16 protein-coding genes and 1 riboswitch are annotated in these 15,772 nt (G+C 57.6%); of the genes, 15 read left to right on the forward strand and 1 reads right to left on the reverse strand.

The window, feature by feature from the left end; genetic code table 11:
* Positions 1-14 precede the first annotated feature (14 nt).
* Together lysA and BN1189_RS11655 are read left to right on the forward strand one after the other, a co-directional pair.
* The gene (gene lysA / locus BN1189_RS11650; RefSeq protein WP_040228260.1) at positions 15-1,343 is read left to right on the forward strand and encodes a diaminopimelate decarboxylase; all 1,329 of its coding nucleotides are present in this window, start codon (positions 15-17) and stop codon (positions 1,341-1,343) included.
* A gap of 142 nt (positions 1,344-1,485) precedes the next feature.
* A complete protein-coding gene (locus BN1189_RS11655; RefSeq protein ID WP_040228262.1) occupies positions 1,486-1,857 on the forward strand; it encodes a GNAT family N-acetyltransferase in 372 nt (123 codons plus the stop codon).
* Here the strand turns inward: BN1189_RS11655 and BN1189_RS11660 are convergent.
* A complete protein-coding gene (locus BN1189_RS11660; protein WP_040228264.1) occupies positions 1,851-2,357 on the reverse strand; it encodes a DUF309 domain-containing protein in 507 nt (168 codons plus the stop codon). The genes BN1189_RS11655 and BN1189_RS11660 overlap by 7 nt on opposite strands.
* 41 nt (positions 2,358-2,398) lie before the next feature.
* Between BN1189_RS11660 and BN1189_RS11665 the strand changes: the two genes are divergently transcribed.
* From BN1189_RS11665 to BN1189_RS11725, 13 genes are all read left to right on the forward strand, one after another.
* Positions 2,399-3,142 carry a segregation/condensation protein A gene (locus BN1189_RS11665; RefSeq protein WP_040228265.1) on the forward strand — a complete coding sequence of 248 codons (744 nt, stop codon included), beginning with the start codon at positions 2,399-2,401 and terminating at the stop codon, positions 3,140-3,142.
* Complete coding sequence (gene scpB / locus BN1189_RS11670; RefSeq protein WP_040228266.1) at positions 3,143-3,742, forward strand: SMC-Scp complex subunit ScpB; 600 nt, start codon at positions 3,143-3,145, stop codon at positions 3,740-3,742.
* 48 nt (positions 3,743-3,790) lie between these two features.
* Positions 3,791-4,777, forward strand: a complete 987-nt coding sequence (locus BN1189_RS11675) for a D-alanyl-D-alanine carboxypeptidase family protein (RefSeq protein ID WP_052455829.1) — start codon at positions 3,791-3,793, stop codon at positions 4,775-4,777.
* An 86-nt stretch (positions 4,778-4,863) separates the two neighbouring features.
* Positions 4,864-5,595 (forward strand): pseudouridine synthase, encoded by a 732-nt coding sequence (locus tag BN1189_RS11680; RefSeq protein WP_040228267.1) that lies wholly within the window; start codon positions 4,864-4,866, stop codon positions 5,593-5,595.
* A gap of 123 nt (positions 5,596-5,718) precedes the next feature.
* Entirely contained in the window at positions 5,719-6,264 is a 546-nt protein-coding gene (gene resA, locus BN1189_RS11685) for a thiol-disulfide oxidoreductase ResA (protein ID WP_040228269.1), read from the forward strand.
* 15 nt (positions 6,265-6,279) lie between these two features.
* On the forward strand, positions 6,280-7,938 hold the full coding sequence (gene resB, locus BN1189_RS11690) for a cytochrome c biogenesis protein ResB (RefSeq protein WP_040228271.1): 1,659 nt from the start codon (positions 6,280-6,282) through the stop codon (positions 7,936-7,938).
* The gene (gene ccsB / locus BN1189_RS11695) at positions 7,935-9,119 is read left to right on the forward strand and encodes a c-type cytochrome biogenesis protein CcsB (RefSeq protein ID WP_040228273.1); all 1,185 of its coding nucleotides are present in this window, start codon (positions 7,935-7,937) and stop codon (positions 9,117-9,119) included. The genes resB and ccsB overlap by 4 nt, the downstream gene beginning before the upstream one ends.
* Positions 9,120-9,242: 123 nt before the next feature.
* Positions 9,243-9,956 carry a response regulator transcription factor gene (locus tag BN1189_RS11700; protein WP_040228274.1) on the forward strand — a complete coding sequence of 238 codons (714 nt, stop codon included), beginning with the start codon at positions 9,243-9,245 and terminating at the stop codon, positions 9,954-9,956.
* Entirely contained in the window at positions 9,949-11,724 is a 1,776-nt protein-coding gene (locus tag BN1189_RS11705; RefSeq protein ID WP_040228275.1) for an ATP-binding protein, read from the forward strand. Before BN1189_RS11700 ends, BN1189_RS11705 begins: the two co-directional genes overlap by 8 nt.
* 49 nt (positions 11,725-11,773) lie before the next feature.
* The gene (locus BN1189_RS11710; RefSeq protein WP_040228276.1) at positions 11,774-12,313 is read left to right on the forward strand and encodes an RNA polymerase sigma factor SigX; all 540 of its coding nucleotides are present in this window, start codon (positions 11,774-11,776) and stop codon (positions 12,311-12,313) included.
* On the forward strand, positions 12,303-13,529 hold the full coding sequence (locus BN1189_RS11715; protein ID WP_040228279.1) for a hypothetical protein: 1,227 nt from the start codon (positions 12,303-12,305) through the stop codon (positions 13,527-13,529). Before BN1189_RS11710 ends, BN1189_RS11715 begins: the two co-directional genes overlap by 11 nt.
* 118 nt (positions 13,530-13,647) lie before the next feature.
* Positions 13,648-14,658 carry a hypothetical protein gene (locus tag BN1189_RS11720; RefSeq protein WP_040228281.1) on the forward strand — a complete coding sequence of 337 codons (1,011 nt, stop codon included), beginning with the start codon at positions 13,648-13,650 and terminating at the stop codon, positions 14,656-14,658.
* A 76-nt stretch (positions 14,659-14,734) separates the two neighbouring features.
* A riboswitch (FMN riboswitch) is annotated at positions 14,735-14,866 on the forward strand.
* Between the two features lie 145 nt (positions 14,867-15,011).
* The gene (locus BN1189_RS11725; RefSeq protein ID WP_040228282.1) at positions 15,012-15,593 is read left to right on the forward strand and encodes an ECF transporter S component; all 582 of its coding nucleotides are present in this window, start codon (positions 15,012-15,014) and stop codon (positions 15,591-15,593) included.
* Positions 15,594-15,772 lie beyond the last annotated feature (179 nt).

Below are 15,772 nucleotides of genomic sequence, written 5' to 3' on the forward strand. Positions count from 1 at the left end.
GGGGGATGAGCAGGGTGCATCTATACGGAACTCAGAAGATCAACAGCAAGGGCCGCCTGGAGATCGGCGGGACCGATACCGTCGCGCTCGCCGGCATTTACGGGACACCGCTCATCGTGTATGACACGGAACTCATCCGGTCCCGGGCGCGCGCTTTCAAAGAGGCATTTGCGGAAGAAGGAGTGCCTGCACAGGTGGCATACGCCAGCAAGGCCTTCTCCTGTCTCGCAATCTACCGGCTCGCCGAAGAGGAGGGGCTGTCGCTCGATGTCGTTTCGGGCGGAGAGCTGTTCACGGCGATCCGTGCGGGCTTCCCCGCGGAGCGGATCCATTTCCACGGCAACAATAAAAGCCGGGAAGAGCTCCGGATGGCATTCGACGAAGGAGTCGGCTGCATCGTCGCAGACAACTTCCTCGAAATCGGCCTGATCGGGGAACTGGCGCGCAATCATTCGGAGCCGATGGATGTCCTCATCCGGGTGACTCCGGGGATCGAGGCGCACACCCACGACTACATCACGACAGGCCAGGAAGATTCGAAATTCGGGTTTGACCTGAACAACGGACAGGCGGACGAGGCGCTCCGGCTGCTGACCGGCATGCCGGGCGTCCGTGTGCTCGGGCTCCATTGCCATATCGGCTCCCAGATCTTCGACACCGAAGCGTTCGGGCTGGCGGCGGAGAGCCTGATCCGGAAAATGGATGCCTGGAAGAAGGAGAGCGGCTTTGTCTGCACCGTGCTCAATCTCGGCGGCGGCTTCGGAATCCGCTACACGGAGGACGACCATCCGCTTGAGCCCCAGGAATACGTCCGCAGCATGATCCGCACGGTCAAGCGGATGACGGAGGAAGCGGGGTATCCGCTTCCCGAGATCTGGATCGAGCCCGGGCGCTCGCTCGTCGGGGACGCGGGAACGACGCTTTATACGGCAGGCTCGACGAAGACGGTTCCGGACGTGCGCACTTATCTTGCCGTCGACGGCGGAATGAGCGATAATATCCGGCCCGCTCTGTACGGGGCCGAATATTCCGCCGCGCTCGCCAGCCGCATGGATGCGGCTCATGACGTCCGGTATACGATCGCCGGAAAGTGCTGCGAATCCGGGGACAAGCTCATCGAGGAAGCCTGCCTGCCCGAAACGGAAGAAGGCGACCTGATCGCCGTGTTCTGCACGGGGGCCTACGGCTACGCCATGGCCAGCAATTATAACCGCCTTCCGCGCCCTGCCGTCGTCTTTGCGGAAAATGGGGAGCATCGCCCGGTGATCCGCCGGGAGACGTATGAAGACCTCATCCGGCTGGACGCCGAACCTGCAAACGTGGGAAAGGAAGGAATCCGTTGAGGAAACAGAACATCATCCTGTTCCTTCTCCTTGTCATCATGGCGATCATCTGGGGAGCGATCTACTGGATTTTCATCGTGCCTGACGGGGGGGCGCCGGTTAACTGAGACCGGGAGAGAACACGAAAAAGAGGGATCGCATCATGTTATTGCGCTATAAGAAATCACTCGAAAAAATCGCGATGGGCCTTCTCTCCTTCATGCCGGAGGAAAAGGACCTGAAGAAGCTGAAGGAAACGATCCACAGATATGAGACGGATGACCGCTTCCAGCTTTTCCTCTGGAAACAGGGCGAGGATTTCATCGGCCTGATCGGTGTGGAGACGGAGGAAGACACCGTCACGGTCCATCACGTTTCCGTCAACCCGTCCCACAGGGGCGAAGGAGTCGGAAAAGCGATGGTCGGGAAACTTGCAGCGCTCCTGCCCGGGAAGACATTCAGACCGACCGAGGCAACACGTGCGTTTCTGGATAAATGCCTGGATCACACAGAAGGAGGGACAGACCGTCAATGACGGCTGTCCCTTCCTTTTTTCGGTCCGGCGGACATACCCGGCCGGCCCCTGAGCATATGTTTGTGAATGAGAGACGGGCTGTCCTTGCCTTCCAGTCCGCGGGCCGCCAGTTTCACCGACTTTTCCAGCAGCGGATCGGTCACCGCGATTTCAAACGGGACGAACGAGCGGCCGGCTTCAATCCGGCACGCGGCCTCGTCCAGAGAGCGGAGAAGCCGGTCCGCGTCGATCCCGTCGAAGAACGGGGAGTTGCCGGCAAGTGCTCCGGCAAGGTTCCTCCTTGCCTTCCCGACAGACTTCCCGGCACCCGCAAAATTCCCGCGGCGCCAATGATAAAGGCCGACCGCCGCCAGGATGTATCCGACAAGCGGATGGGACTTGTCTCTTGGAGCCACTTCGTTCCAGTAGTCTTCCAGAACTTCGTGACACTCAAAATAATCTTGATTCCCGTTGAAATACGCCATAAACTTTATAAAAAGCGGATGATGGAGTGCATGCATCCAAATCGCCCTCCCCGTAACTTTGACAGCAGGTGAACCGATTGTCCTATCTAGTGAAACTGGAGGCGTTCGAGGGGCCTCTCGATCTATTATTGCATTTAATCAACCGGCTGGAAATCGATATCTATGATATCCCGATGGCCGAGCTCACGCAGCAGTACATGGACCACATCCATACGATGAAGGTCCTCGAGCTGAATGAAATGAGCGAATATCTCGTCATGGCCGCCACGCTCCTCGCCATCAAAAGCAAAATGCTCCTGCCGGTCCATGAAGAAGAACTGCCGGACCCCGAGGACTTCCCGGAAGACGGACCCGATCCGCGGGATGAACTGGTCGAGCGGCTCGTCGAGTACCGGAAGTACAAGGAAGCGGCAGGCGTCCTGAAAGAGTACGAGGAAGCGCGCGGACGCTCCTATTCCCGGCCGCCGATGGAACCTCAGGGAGATGCGCCGGCACCGCTTCCCGACGAAGGCCTCAATGTCCATGACATGATCGCCGCCTTCCGGAAAATGATGGACCGGAAAAAACTGAGGGCTCCTCTCCGGACGAGAGTGGCCAGACAGGAGATTTCCATTTCCGAAACGATGGAGAAAGTGGTCGGCCGCCTCGGGCGCAGCGGCGGCAGGGCAAGCTTTGAATCTCTTTTTGAGACAGGCAGCCGCTCCGAGCTGGTCGTGACTTTCCTGTCGATCCTGGAGCTGATGAAACGAAACGAAGTGACCGTCGAGCAAGAGTCGAACTTTGATGAACTGATGGTCATCCTCAAGAAAGAAGTGGAGTAAATGAACAATGAAACCCGAATCACCGGATTGGTCGAGAGCCTGCTTTTCGTGGCGGGCGAAGACGGACTGACCGCCCGCCAGCTTGCAGAAGCAACGGAGACCGACCTGGAGGCGGTCCAGCGGGGGCTTGTCCTATTGGAGAAGGAGTACGGATCGGGCGGCCGCGGAATCATGCTGGCCGAACTCGCGGGGACATTCCGGCTCGTGACGAAGCCGGAACATTCCGATGCGATCAGGCGCCTTCTGGAAAACCCGACCGCCCAGTCGCTCACCCAGGCGTCGCTCGAAGTGCTCGCCATCATCGCCTACCGCCAGCCCATCACGCGGGTGGAAGTCGAAGAGATCCGCGGGGTGAAATCCGAGCGGCCCGTCCAGACGCTCGTATCCAGGGGCCTGGTCCGGGAAACCGGACGCGCCGAAGGCACCGGGCGCGCCATCCTCTACGGAACGACCGACGCCTTCCTCGACCATTTTGGGCTTGCCGCGCTGGAGGACCTCCCGAAACTGTCGGAAAGCGACACGGAAGAAGGCGAAGAGGAACTCGATCTGTTCATGACCTCCTTCACCGAAACGTTCGGCACCGACGAAGCGGGCGAGTGACAACTTCCATTTAAACCCTAAACAACTATCGACTAAAGGCGGTGGACCGTGCGCAAAGCACTGCTCACAGGTTTCATGCTGGTTGCCCTTGTCCTGAGCATGCCGGCTGCCACGGCGTCGGCGGCGAGGGCATATGCGGTGATTGACGCAGACAGCGGCCGTCTCCTAGAGGGGAGCCGCGAACAGGAACCGCTTCCGATTGCGAGCCTCACGAAGATCTGGACCGCCCTCACGTTCCTCGACGCGGAAGGGATGGAGGGGGAGGTCCCCGTGACACGGCGTGCGGCGGAGGCGGAGGGCTCTTCCATCTATGTGGAGGCCGGAGAGGAAGTGCCGGCGAAGGATCTCCTCTACGGACTCATGCTCCGCTCCGGCAACGATGCAGCCACGGCGCTGGCGGAATATGCGGGCGGGTCCGTCGAAGGATTCGTCGGGATGATGAACGAGAAAGCCGAAATTGCCGGACTCAAGAAAACGGAATTCACCAATCCGTCGGGCCTTCACGAAGACAGGCATTTATCAACCGCCTATGAAACGGCCTTGATGCTGAAGTACGCCATGGATAACCGGACATTCAGGGAGATTGCCTCCACTTCACATTACCGGTACGGGGAGAACGGCGTATGGGAGAACAAGCACCGGCTCGTGCGCGCGGAAGGGACGGCAGTGGCCGGCAAGACCGGTTTCACGAAACGGGCCGGCCGGACACTTGCCACCCAGTTCGAGAAAGAGGGGAAATCGGTCATCGTCGTGACGCTCGACGACGGAGACGACTGGAACACCCACCGGACCTTGTCCGAGCGTGCGTTCCGGAAGTACGAACAGGTGACTGCCGCCAGGCCCGGAACCTACGCACTGCTGCCCGGCCTGCGCGGAGAGCTCGGTGAGCCGATCAACGTCCTCGTCAGCGAGGAAGAGCAGGAGCGGCTCTCCCACGCGGCGGTCGTCCCGAGGAATGGGAAAGATGGGATCTGGCAAGTGCGCCTTGACGGAAAAGTCATTGCGACAGGCAAACTGAAGATCAAGAGAAAGTGACCGCATGGGGATGCGGTCTTCTTTTCATTTGTCTTCAACTGTGCAATAATTTTGGGCAGTAAACAGCGACTTGATGAGGTGAAGGAATGGAAAGACTACAAAAAGTGATCGCGGCGGCAGGCATCGCTTCCCGGCGGAAAGCGGAGGAGCTGATCTCGGCGGGGAAAGTGACCGTCAACGGCGAAACCGTGACAGAGCTCGGAACGAAAGTGGGCCGTTCAGATAAGATCGAAGTGGAAGGAATCCGGGTGGAACAAGAGGAGAAAGTGTACTACCTCCTCTATAAGCCACGGGCGGTCTTGTCCGCTTCTTCAGATGACAGGGGGAGAAAGACGGTCACCGACCTGTTTCCGGAAGTGAAGGAGCGGCTGTACCCGGTCGGCCGCCTCGATTATGACACGACGGGGATCCTCCTTCTCACGAATGACGGAGAGTTCGCTTACCAGATGACCCACCCGAAATTCAATATCGACAAGACGTACGTGGCTCGGGTGAAGGGAATCCCGACGAAAGAACAGCTCAAGCAGCTCGAAAAGGGGATTGTCCTGGAGGACGGCAAGACGGCACCGGCCCGCGCCAAGCTCATCAGCATGGACAAGAAAACCGGCAGATCCATCGTCTCCCTGACGATCCATGAAGGGAAAAACCGGCAAGTGAAGCGGATGTTCGAGGCAATCGGATGCCCCGTCCAGAAACTGAAGAGGGAATCATTCGGTTTCCTCGGCCTCCACGGCATGAACGCCGGCGACCGTCGTGAGCTGACCGCCCACGAAGTCAAGCAGCTCCGGGTCCTGGCCGAAACCGGAAAAATCGGCTGACAAACGGCTCCTGAACGTTCATAAACTCTTCATATGTCAAAGTTTTGACCCGTCATCGCTTTGTTATAATTAACTGTGGACTGAAGCCTGACTGATGAACATTGGAAGGTGGGTGACCTGCGAATGCCGCAACACAAGGAAAACAAGAAAAAAAAGCGGATGATCGTCCGGACAGCCATCCTCGTAGTGCTCGCAGCTGCAATCATATATACAATCGTTGCGAACGTGACGGCGACTGGCGATCTCGTGGAAGAAGGGGACAAGGCCCCTGATTTCACCCTCACCGATCTGGATGGGAATCCGCACAAGCTGTCCGATTACAAGGGGGAAGGGGTCTTCCTCAATTTCTGGGGGACCTGGTGCGGTCCGTGCAAGAGTGAAATGCCCCACATGGAAGAGCTTTACAAGGAATTCGAGGAAAAGGGCGTCCACGTCCTCGCGGTGAACATCGCGGAATCCGATTTCAAGGTTAAGGCTTTTGCGGATACGTACGGGCTGTCTTTCCCGATCGTCATCGACAAGACGAACAGCGTCCGGGACGCCTATAACATCCGGCCGCTTCCGACGACGTTCCTGGTGGGACCCGACGGCAAGGTGAAGAAAATCATCAAGCAGGAAATGACCGGGGACCAGATCAGAGAGTATATGGAAAGCATCATGCCAAGCTAAGGAGATCTGGTACTTATGAGTTCTATCAAATGCGAATGCGGCCATGTGAACCCCGAAGGAACGGATATATGCCAAAACTGCGGGCGGCCGCTATCAAAGGAAGAGAAAGGGAAAAAGCTTGCGGATATGCGCTACGACGGAGCGGCAATCCGGTCGATGACCCACAAACGCTCGATCGTTGATAAGATCTGGAACTTCTTCTCCAGCGTCAAGATCGGCGTCAGCATCATCATCGCCATCCTGGTCGCCGCTGCAATCGGAACGTTCCTTCCGCAGGTCTTCTATGTTCCGGCGGCCAACGAAGCACAGGCCGCCCAGTACTATGAGGAGCATTACGGCTGGTTCGGAAAGATCTACAATGCGCTCGGCCTGAGTGACCTGTACGGTTCCTGGTGGTTCATGGCGCTTGTCGGGCTGCTGGGCATTTCGCTCGTCGTCGTCAGCCTCGACCGGGGGATTCCGCTCTACAAGTCACTGAAGAACCAGCGCACAGCCCGGCACCCGAGCTTCATGAAGCGCCAGCGCCTGTTCGGCGAAGGCGACGGGTCCAATGCCGATGAAGTGATGGCCAAGGCGAAGGAAAAGCTGAAGGAACATCGCTATCACATCCGGGAAGAGGACGGGGCCCTGCTGGCCGAAAAAGGGCGCTGGTCTCGTTGGGGTCCGTACGTCAACCACGTCGGACTGATCATTTTCCTCCTCGGGGTCATGCTCCGAGCCATCCCGGGTTTCTATGTCGATGAGTCGATGTGGATCCGGGAAGGCGAGACGCTTGCCGTCAAAGGTGCGCCGGGACTGTTCCTGGAGAACAAAGGATTCTCCTATGAGGTTTACACGAAAGACAACACGAAAGAAGTATTCGGCGAGGCGATTGACCGTGTCGGCACGGTTGCCTCCAACTATCAGACGGATGTCGCCCTGTATGAGCGGCCCGAGGATGCACTTCCCGGTTCAACGGAAAAGGAATTCGTCGGGGATTACTCCATCGTCGTCAACAAACCGCTCAAATATGAGGGGTACAGCGTCTTCCAGATGGACTTCAAACTCGATGAGCTGAAAGCGATGACGTTCTCGCTGGAAAACAAGGCGACCGAGCAACCGTCCGGCGAGTTCACTATCGACTTGTCCAACCCTCAGAACGAATACGATCTCGGCAACGGATCGAGGGTCCAGGTCATTGACTACTATCCGGACTTCAGCGGATTCCAGGACGGCGAGCCGCAGTCGGCAACGCCGATTCCAAACAATCCCGCATTCCTGTTCCGGATGTTCACGCCTGAAACACCGGACGGCGAAACGAGCTTTGTCGCCATCCGGCAGACTTTGGAGCCGCTCGGCGAAAACCAGTACAAAGTCGCCTTCCGTGACGCAGAAACACGCAATGTATCGGGGCTGACGATCCGCAAAGACAAAACGATCCCGATCATCTTCCTCGGCGGCATCATCTTCATGCTCGGCGTGGCGCAGGGCTCTTACTTCAACCACCGCCGGTTCTGGATCAGAAAGACGGACGACGGCCGGCTGCTCGTCGCCGGCCACACGAACAAAAACTGGGTTGCCCTGAAGCGGGAGCTTGACGATGTGACCCGGTATTCGGGACTTCCGCAATATGCCGACCAAAGAGATCCCGAAGATCAACCTGATGTAAAAACGGAAGGAGATTCCAAAGCATGACACTCGTATCACTCAGCGGCTATCTCCTGTTCATTGCCTTTATCGCCTATCTCGTCGGCACGCTGTTGTTCGGCGGTGCGGTGAAAGGATCGAAGAATGAGGCGTCCGCTTCCAACAAACGATGGGGCAAAGCCGGCATTACGGTAACCATCATCGGCTTCATTGCCCATCTCGGCTACTTCATCACCCGGTGGATGGCTTCCGGCCATGCCCCGGTCAGCAACATGTTTGAATTCACGACTGCCTTCGGCATGATGCTCGTCGGCGCATCGATCCTGTTCTACTTCCTTTACAAATCGCCCGCAATCGGCCTATTCGCCCTGCCGATTGCCGTCATCATCCTCGGCTATGCGGCGATGTTCCCGAAAGACATCCAGCCGCTCATCCCTGCACTGCAAAGCTACTGGCTGACGATCCATGTCATTACAGCAGCCATCGGTGAGTCAATCCTCGCCATCAGTGCCGTCGCCGGCTTGATCTATCTGCTGAAAAACGTGGATTTGACCAAACGGTCGAAGGGACGCACGTGGCTGGAAGTCGTCATGTATACGCTTATCCTCGTCGTCGGATTCATTGTCGTGTCTGCCGGATTCGGCGCTTCGGGCTATGAAGCGAAGTTCACTTATGTGGACAAGAACGACAAGCCTGCGGAGGTCGTCTACCACAACCCGCCGCTCTTCGGGATGAACCAATACGAACTGCAGACGGAAGGCGCCATGGAGCCGATCGCCGAAATGCCGCCGATCATCAACGCCAAGACGCTTACGACGTTCGTTTGGTCGATCATTGCCGGATCCATCATCTATGTGCTTATCCGGCTCATTACGAGAAAGCGAGTCGCGGAACTGCTTCAGCCGCTGGCAAAGAAGGCCAACTCCCAGCTCATGGACGAGATCGGCTACCGATCGGTCCTGATTGGGTTCCCGGTCTTCTCGCTCGGTGCCCTCATCTTTGCGATGATCTGGGCGCATGAGGCCTGGTCGCGGTTCTGGGGCTGGGATCCGAAAGAGGTATGGGCGCTCATCACCTGGCTGTTCTACGCCGCCTACCTCCACCTCCGGCTTTCCCGCGGCTGGGAAGGACGGAAGTCGGCATGGCTTGCGGTCATCGGATTTGCGATCATCATGTTCAACCTGATCGCCGTCAACCTCGTCATCGCCGGCCTCCACTCGTATGCCTGATTTGAAAAGGGGATGTCCAATGAAGCCTCCGGGCTTCGTGACATCCCCTTTTCTTTCATTTTGAGGGGGCTGACGGTACAATATAAACGTAGAAGAAGGTAGACGTGAAAGGGGAAATGGTCTGTGAGCGAACAAGTATCCATCCTCGTCGTCGACGACGAAGAACGCATCCGCCGCCTGCTGAAAATGTATCTTGAGCGGGAGGGCTATGAGGTCGAAGAAGCGGTGGACGGCGACGACGCGCTTGAGAAGGCGCTCGCCAACGATTTCGACTGCATCCTGCTCGACATCATGATGCCGGGCAAGGACGGGGTGGAGGTGTGCACGCAGCTCCGCGAAGAGAAAATGACGCCGGTCATCATGCTCACCGCGAAAGGAGAAGAAGCCAACCGCGTGCAGGGCTTTGAAGCCGGTGCGGATGACTATATCGTCAAGCCGTTCAGTCCGAGGGAGGTCGTCCTCCGGGTGAAGGCGATCCTGAGAAGGTCCGCCGCCTATGCATCGGTCGATCCGGGCGCGCCGAAAGACCTGGTCGTCTACCCGCACCTCATGATCGATCATGACGCACACCGCGTCACCGCCGAGGGCAAGGAAGTGAACCTCACGCCGAAAGAGTATGAACTGCTCTACTTCCTCGCGAAGACCCCGGACAAAGTGTTCGACCGGGAACAGCTTCTGAAGGAAGTCTGGCACTATGAATTCTTCGGTGATCTCCGGACGGTGGACACCCACGTCAAGCGGCTCCGCGAGAAGCTGACGCGCGTGTCGCCGAAAGCCGCGAAGATGATCGTCACCGTCTGGGGCGTCGGCTATAAATTCGAGGCGGGAAATGAATAGGATATGGCACAGCGTCGTCGGGAAGCTATGGGCAACCATATTGCTTCTCGTTTCATTTGTGCTGTTCATCGTCACCGTGCTGCTCCTGGAGTTCCTCGGCAATTTCCAGGCCGGGCAGGCAGAGAACGCGCTCAGGCAGCAGGCGGTCACGATCTCGAAGATCATCGATCAGCATGATACGCCCGCGATGTCGCGGCTCGTCATCGATGACATGCTGGATGAAGACACGAATGCCCTCATCGTAGATGCCGGAGGCCGGGTGACCGAAACGTTCCATGAGGGAAAGCACCGTAAAGAAATCCGGAACCTCCTATTGTCCGACCAGAATCTGGCGAAGGTGTTCGAGGTGGACGAGCCGGTCATGAAAGAGATGAATCTGCCTTCAAGAACCGGAGAAGACAGGCTCGAGCCGTTCTCGATCCTCGCGGCGCCGCTTCATTCGGGCACCGAACTGAACGGCGCCGTATTTATCTATCAGAGCATGGAGGCCATCCACGACACGACGAAAAAGACGACTTACATCGTGCTTTTGTCCGCGTTCATTGCATTCGTGCTGACGACGGTGTTCGCGTTCTTCCTGTCTTCCCGGATCACCTCTCCGCTGCGGAAGCTGAAGCAGGCTGCGCTGAACCTTGCAGAAGGGCGCTATGACAAGCAGGTGCCGACGATGCAGCATGATGAAATCGGAGAACTTGCGTCCGCATTCAATAAAATGGGCCATGAGGTCAAGCGGAATCTCGAAGTGATCAGCCAGGAAAAGGAACAGCTCCGGAACATCCTCAGCTCCATGACCGACGCGGTCATCACGTTCAACCAGGATAAGTCGATTTTGCTGACGAATCCGCCGGCAGAACGACTGCTTCAGAAATGGCACTACAGCCATGGACAGGAAAATCCGATTCCTGATGAAGTGAACGGAATGCTGAACCACGCCATCACCTTTTCGGAGGAAGTGGAGGATGAACTTTCTCTTGACGGCCAGTTTTTCGACATCACGATCAGCCCGCTCTATAGCGGAAGCAAGATCCGCGGGGCCGTCGCTGTTTTCCGGGACATGACCGAGCAGCACCGGCTTGAGAAGCTCAGGACCGATTTCCTGGCGAATATCTCCCACGAGCTCCGCACGCCGATTTCCATGCTCGTCGGTTATTCCGAGGCGTTGAGCGACGGGATCGTCGACTCCGAGGAAGAGCGGGAAGAGATGATGAAGATCATCCGGGACGAGGCGATGCGGATGGGCCGCCTCGTCAACGATACTCTTGACCTGACCCGCCTGGAATCGGGGCATATGAGGCTGTACAAAGAATCGGTGGACATCCTCCCGATGATCGGCAGGATCGCATCGAAATTCCACCAGAAGGCAAGAGACGCGGACGTGGATCTCACCGTCCACTCCGTGCCGGAAGCGGATGTCGAGGCCTATCTGGACGAAGACCGGATCGAGCAGGTGCTGACCAACCTCATCGACAATGCGATCCGGCATACCCCCGCCGGCGGCCAGGTCGACATCAGCGTCGGTCGGACCGGCAGCTGGATGGAGTTCTCTGTCGCGGACACGGGATCCGGCATACCGGAGGAAGACCTGCAATATGTGTTCGAGCGCTTCTACAAGGCCGACAAAGCAAGAACACGCGGCAAAGGCGGCACCGGCCTGGGACTGGCGATCGCCAAGAACATCGTCGAATCCCATGGCGGGATGATCACGGCCGACAGCAAGGTGGGAGAAGGGACGAGAATGTCCTTCCGGCTCCCGCTCGGGGAATCCTGAAACTTTTCCGGAGCCTTGAACGACCAATCCCATGAACGGGGGGAGACCGATGGAGGACTCCGTTTTTCACCGGATCTATGATGACTATCACCAGGACGTGTTCCGCTTCCTGATCTATATGACGAAGGACCGGTCGCTGTCGGAAGATCTGATGCACGAAGTGTACGTGAGGGTGCTGAAGTCGTACGGCGGGTTCGAAGGGAAAAGCAGTGAAAAAACGTGGCTGTTTTCGATCGCGCGGAACGTGGCCATCGATCATTTCCGGAAAACTGCGGTCAGACGCGGGCGGATCGCCGATCATTACGATTGGGACTCCGCCGAGCCGGCTGCCGCCGGCCCGACACCGGAAGAGGAAACGGTCCGGGGAGATGAACTGGCGAGGCTCCACAAGATGCTGGACCGTTGCACCGGGGACCAGCGGCTCGTCATCATCTCAAGATATTTACAGGAGCTGTCGATTGCAGAAACCGCGGAAGTCCTCGGTTGGACCGAAGCGAAGGTGAAGACGACACAGCACCGGGCAGTGAAAGCGCTCCGCAGCCTGCTTGAAGCCGCGGACGGGAAGGAGGCGGCCGACCATGGACAATGACAAACGCGATGACCCTGGCGAACGGGAAGTCACCGACTGGCTCGAATCGTTCCAGAAGCCCGAAGACCGGCGTTCCCGGGACGAAGTGCTCTCCCGGCTGAAAGAGGACCCGAGGCTGAACAGCCGTAAAAAAAGGCCTCCCCGCCGCTGGATTCCCGTCGCGGTGGCTGCGGCTGCGCTTATTACATTCGTTGCGCTGTTCGCCTCCATGCAGGGCAGCTGGAACAATTCTGCAAGCGATGACTCGGCAAAGGAGTCGTCCGTAGAGATGACCCGGGAGAGTTCGTACGATGCAGCCGACGCTGAATTGTACAGCAGCCCGGGCGTCGAAGAGTCCGGGCCAGGCGATGCCATGACTGCCATGGAAGACCGTGCCGGAACCGGTTCATGGGGAGCCGTTTATCCGGCGCAGGTGGAAGGATCCGTTCCGTTCATAATCGGGCTCACCGATCAGGCGGCCGCGGTTCCCGTGACCTTCCTTCTCTCCGAAGAACAAGTGAAGGAAGATTTCGGCGGCACAGTTCCTGACATCGTTGCCCTGTATAACCGCTATGCCTGGGAGATCGATGAAGCGACGCTCGGCTTCGACGACTATCATCCGTATGAAGGGGAAATCCGGCTGGAGGGCGATGAAGTCATCCACATCCTCCCGCCGGGGCACCCATACGATGCGGCAAGCAGTCCCGTGACGGTCTACACCGACACCGTCCGGGAGACGTTCGCGGGGTTCTCCCGCTTTCTCGCCGTCGGTCCGGACGGCCGGCCGGCAGAATTCAGCCAGATCGGCCCGATGGAACCGATCGCCCTTGGAGAAGAGCTCCGGTCAGGCTATTTTGCTTTTACAAAGACGGACGGAACGACCGTGCTCGCTCCTGATCTGTCCGCACAGCCGGAAGACGTTGCCGAAGCGATGTATTTGATCCAGAAGACGGAAAACGACCTGTACCGCGCAACAATCCCGGGAAACGCGACGTTTACGGTCCATGTGGACGAACGGCAGGGCGTCGCGGCCGTCCGGTTCGACGAGCCGCTTGATCTCGGATCGATGGACAGGGAAGAGGCAGCACGCATGATCGACTCGATTGCACTCACGGCCGCCTCGTTCGGCATGCGGGCCCAGCTTGAAAACACAGCCGGCGGCGTGCAGGGATACGACCTGTCCGCACCGCTGGAGATGCCGGTCGGAGCGAACGGCATGTTGTATGAGAGTGAGTGAATGAACAGGGAGGAACCCCGGGAGCGGGATTCCTCCTCTTTTTTTGTGCCATGCGATGAAACAATCGGCGGGGGAGCCGCGTAAACCTAGAAGGACTTTGGCAGGGGATGGTGTATTCATGCAAGAAGGCGAAAATAAAAGATGGAGAGCCCCTTCAAAAGGAAAGATCTTTGCATTCCTGGCGTTCATTTTTCTCTTGTTCGTGAACTACTCGAACGTGGAGGATTTCCTCGAAGAGAGGGAGGACCGGGAGCCGGTGCCGCAAGAGAAGGTGGTTCTCGGAAAAAGCGTCACGAAGGATCTGATCGGCAGCACCCGCTATTCGCTGAAGATTGATGATCCGGGACTCGGCAAGCCGGATGAAGGGCCGGCGAAGAGTGTCAGCGTCGGAAGGGAACAGTTTGAAACAACCGGCAGGGGCGACAAAATTGAAGTTTATAAGATTAACGGCGACTACATGACGGAAAGTTCGATGAATGAAGAGGATCTGATCTTCTTTATCCTACTGGCGGTGTTCAGCCTCTATCCGGCAGGCTATATCCTCTGGCTCCTGTCCCGCATCCCTGCGGTCAGGCGGTTCCTGAGAAAAATAGAAAAAAAGCTGGACCGCCTGGCGGGCGGCGTGATGTATATCCTGCTGTTCGGGATTGTCGCGGCGGTGCTGATGTTCGGTTTCGGAGAGATGAAGTCGGCAATCGGCACGGGTGCAGATAAGCTGTTCGGCCAAGGTTATTTGACGGATGAGGCGCTCGTCTCCGACAAGGAGATCGATTATAATCCGGGCAGGTACGCGACCCATGACTTTTATCTGCAGCTGGTTTATCAAGCCGATCCGGGGCAATCGCTCGAGCTTCTCAAAGGCGTCACCTATCATACATACAAGCAGTACCAGCCGGGGGATCAAATCAAAATCAGCTATGATCCCGGTGAGCCGTATAATGCGTTCATACCGGGGATGGAGTTTATGGATTATATCGAGGTTCTCCTGCGTGAAGAAGTCACCATTTCGGTTGTGACAGTCTTATTGGCCGTCCTGGTCGGATCTTTGCCGTTTCTCTGGCCGAAACGCCGCAGGAAGCGGAAGAACCGGGGCCGGGGATTCAGCGGGCAGAATTCGGTCCGGCGCTAGGAACCCTCCTGGTACGGAAGTGTTTACAATCCGCTGACTTTTTCGTATGATAGAGATGCACACACAATAAGATCTGATTCATCTTCGGGGCCGGGTGAAATTCCCGACCGGCGGTGATGGGGCGGCTGCCCCTAAGCCCGCGAGCCGCAAGGCAGGATTTGGTGAGATTCCAAAGCCGACAGTACAGTCTGGATGGGAGAAGGTGAAGGCACGGCTGTTTCCGCAGTATTGTGGAGACGCCTGTTTGGGCTTGCCTTTCTCCCCTGAGCATTTTTGCTCGGGGGTTTTATATTGGCGCGGCCCGGCAGCCGTCCTTCCTTCGTTGAAGTGGATCAACTGAAGGAGAGAGGAACATGAAGAAAAACCGTTTGCGCACCATGATCGCCATTGCGATGCTGAGCAGCATCTCGTTTGTCCTGATGCTGTTCAATTTCCCGCTTCCGCCGTTCCCGGCATTTTTGAAAGTCGATTTCAGTGAAGTGCCGGCGATCATCGCGGCCATCACGATGGGACCGGCTGCCGGCATTCTCGTGGAACTGTTCAAAAACGTGCTCGACTGGCTGTTCGCGGGCAGCCCGACCGGCGTTCCGGTCGGGCATATCGCCAACTTCACGACCGGCGTCCTGTTCATCATGCCGGTTTGGTGGGCCTATCACCGGCTCTCCAACGCCAAAGGAATGACGACGGGACTGATCCTCGGCACGCTTTCAATGGCGGTCGGCATGAGCCTGCTCAATTACGTCCTGTTCCTGCCGCTCTACACGAAGTTCATGAACTTCCCGGTTATGAACGGGAATGAACTGTACTCCATGGTCGTCCTCGGCATCCTGCCGTTCAATATTCTAAAAGGCATCATCCTGGCGGGCATCGTCCTGCTTCTCTTCCGGAGCATGAAGACATGGATCGAGAAACAGCGCGCCGTCCACCAGTCATGACGTCCAATCCAAACAGACCGCCCGGCGGCACCTGCAGAAGGTGCCCCGGGCGGTTTTTTGGCATGGGTATTCTCGTCGGGAAGAGTGTGGAAGAATAGACCGTGACGCTCCGTGCCGGGCACTGCCGCTTCGTTTGGACTCTTCCGGGACCAAAGGGTGTGCATCCGGTGGAAGATACG

Source organism: Bhargavaea cecembensis, from assembly GCF_000826125.2.
GTDB lineage: Bacteria > Bacillota > Bacilli > Bacillales_A > Planococcaceae > Bhargavaea > Bhargavaea cecembensis_B.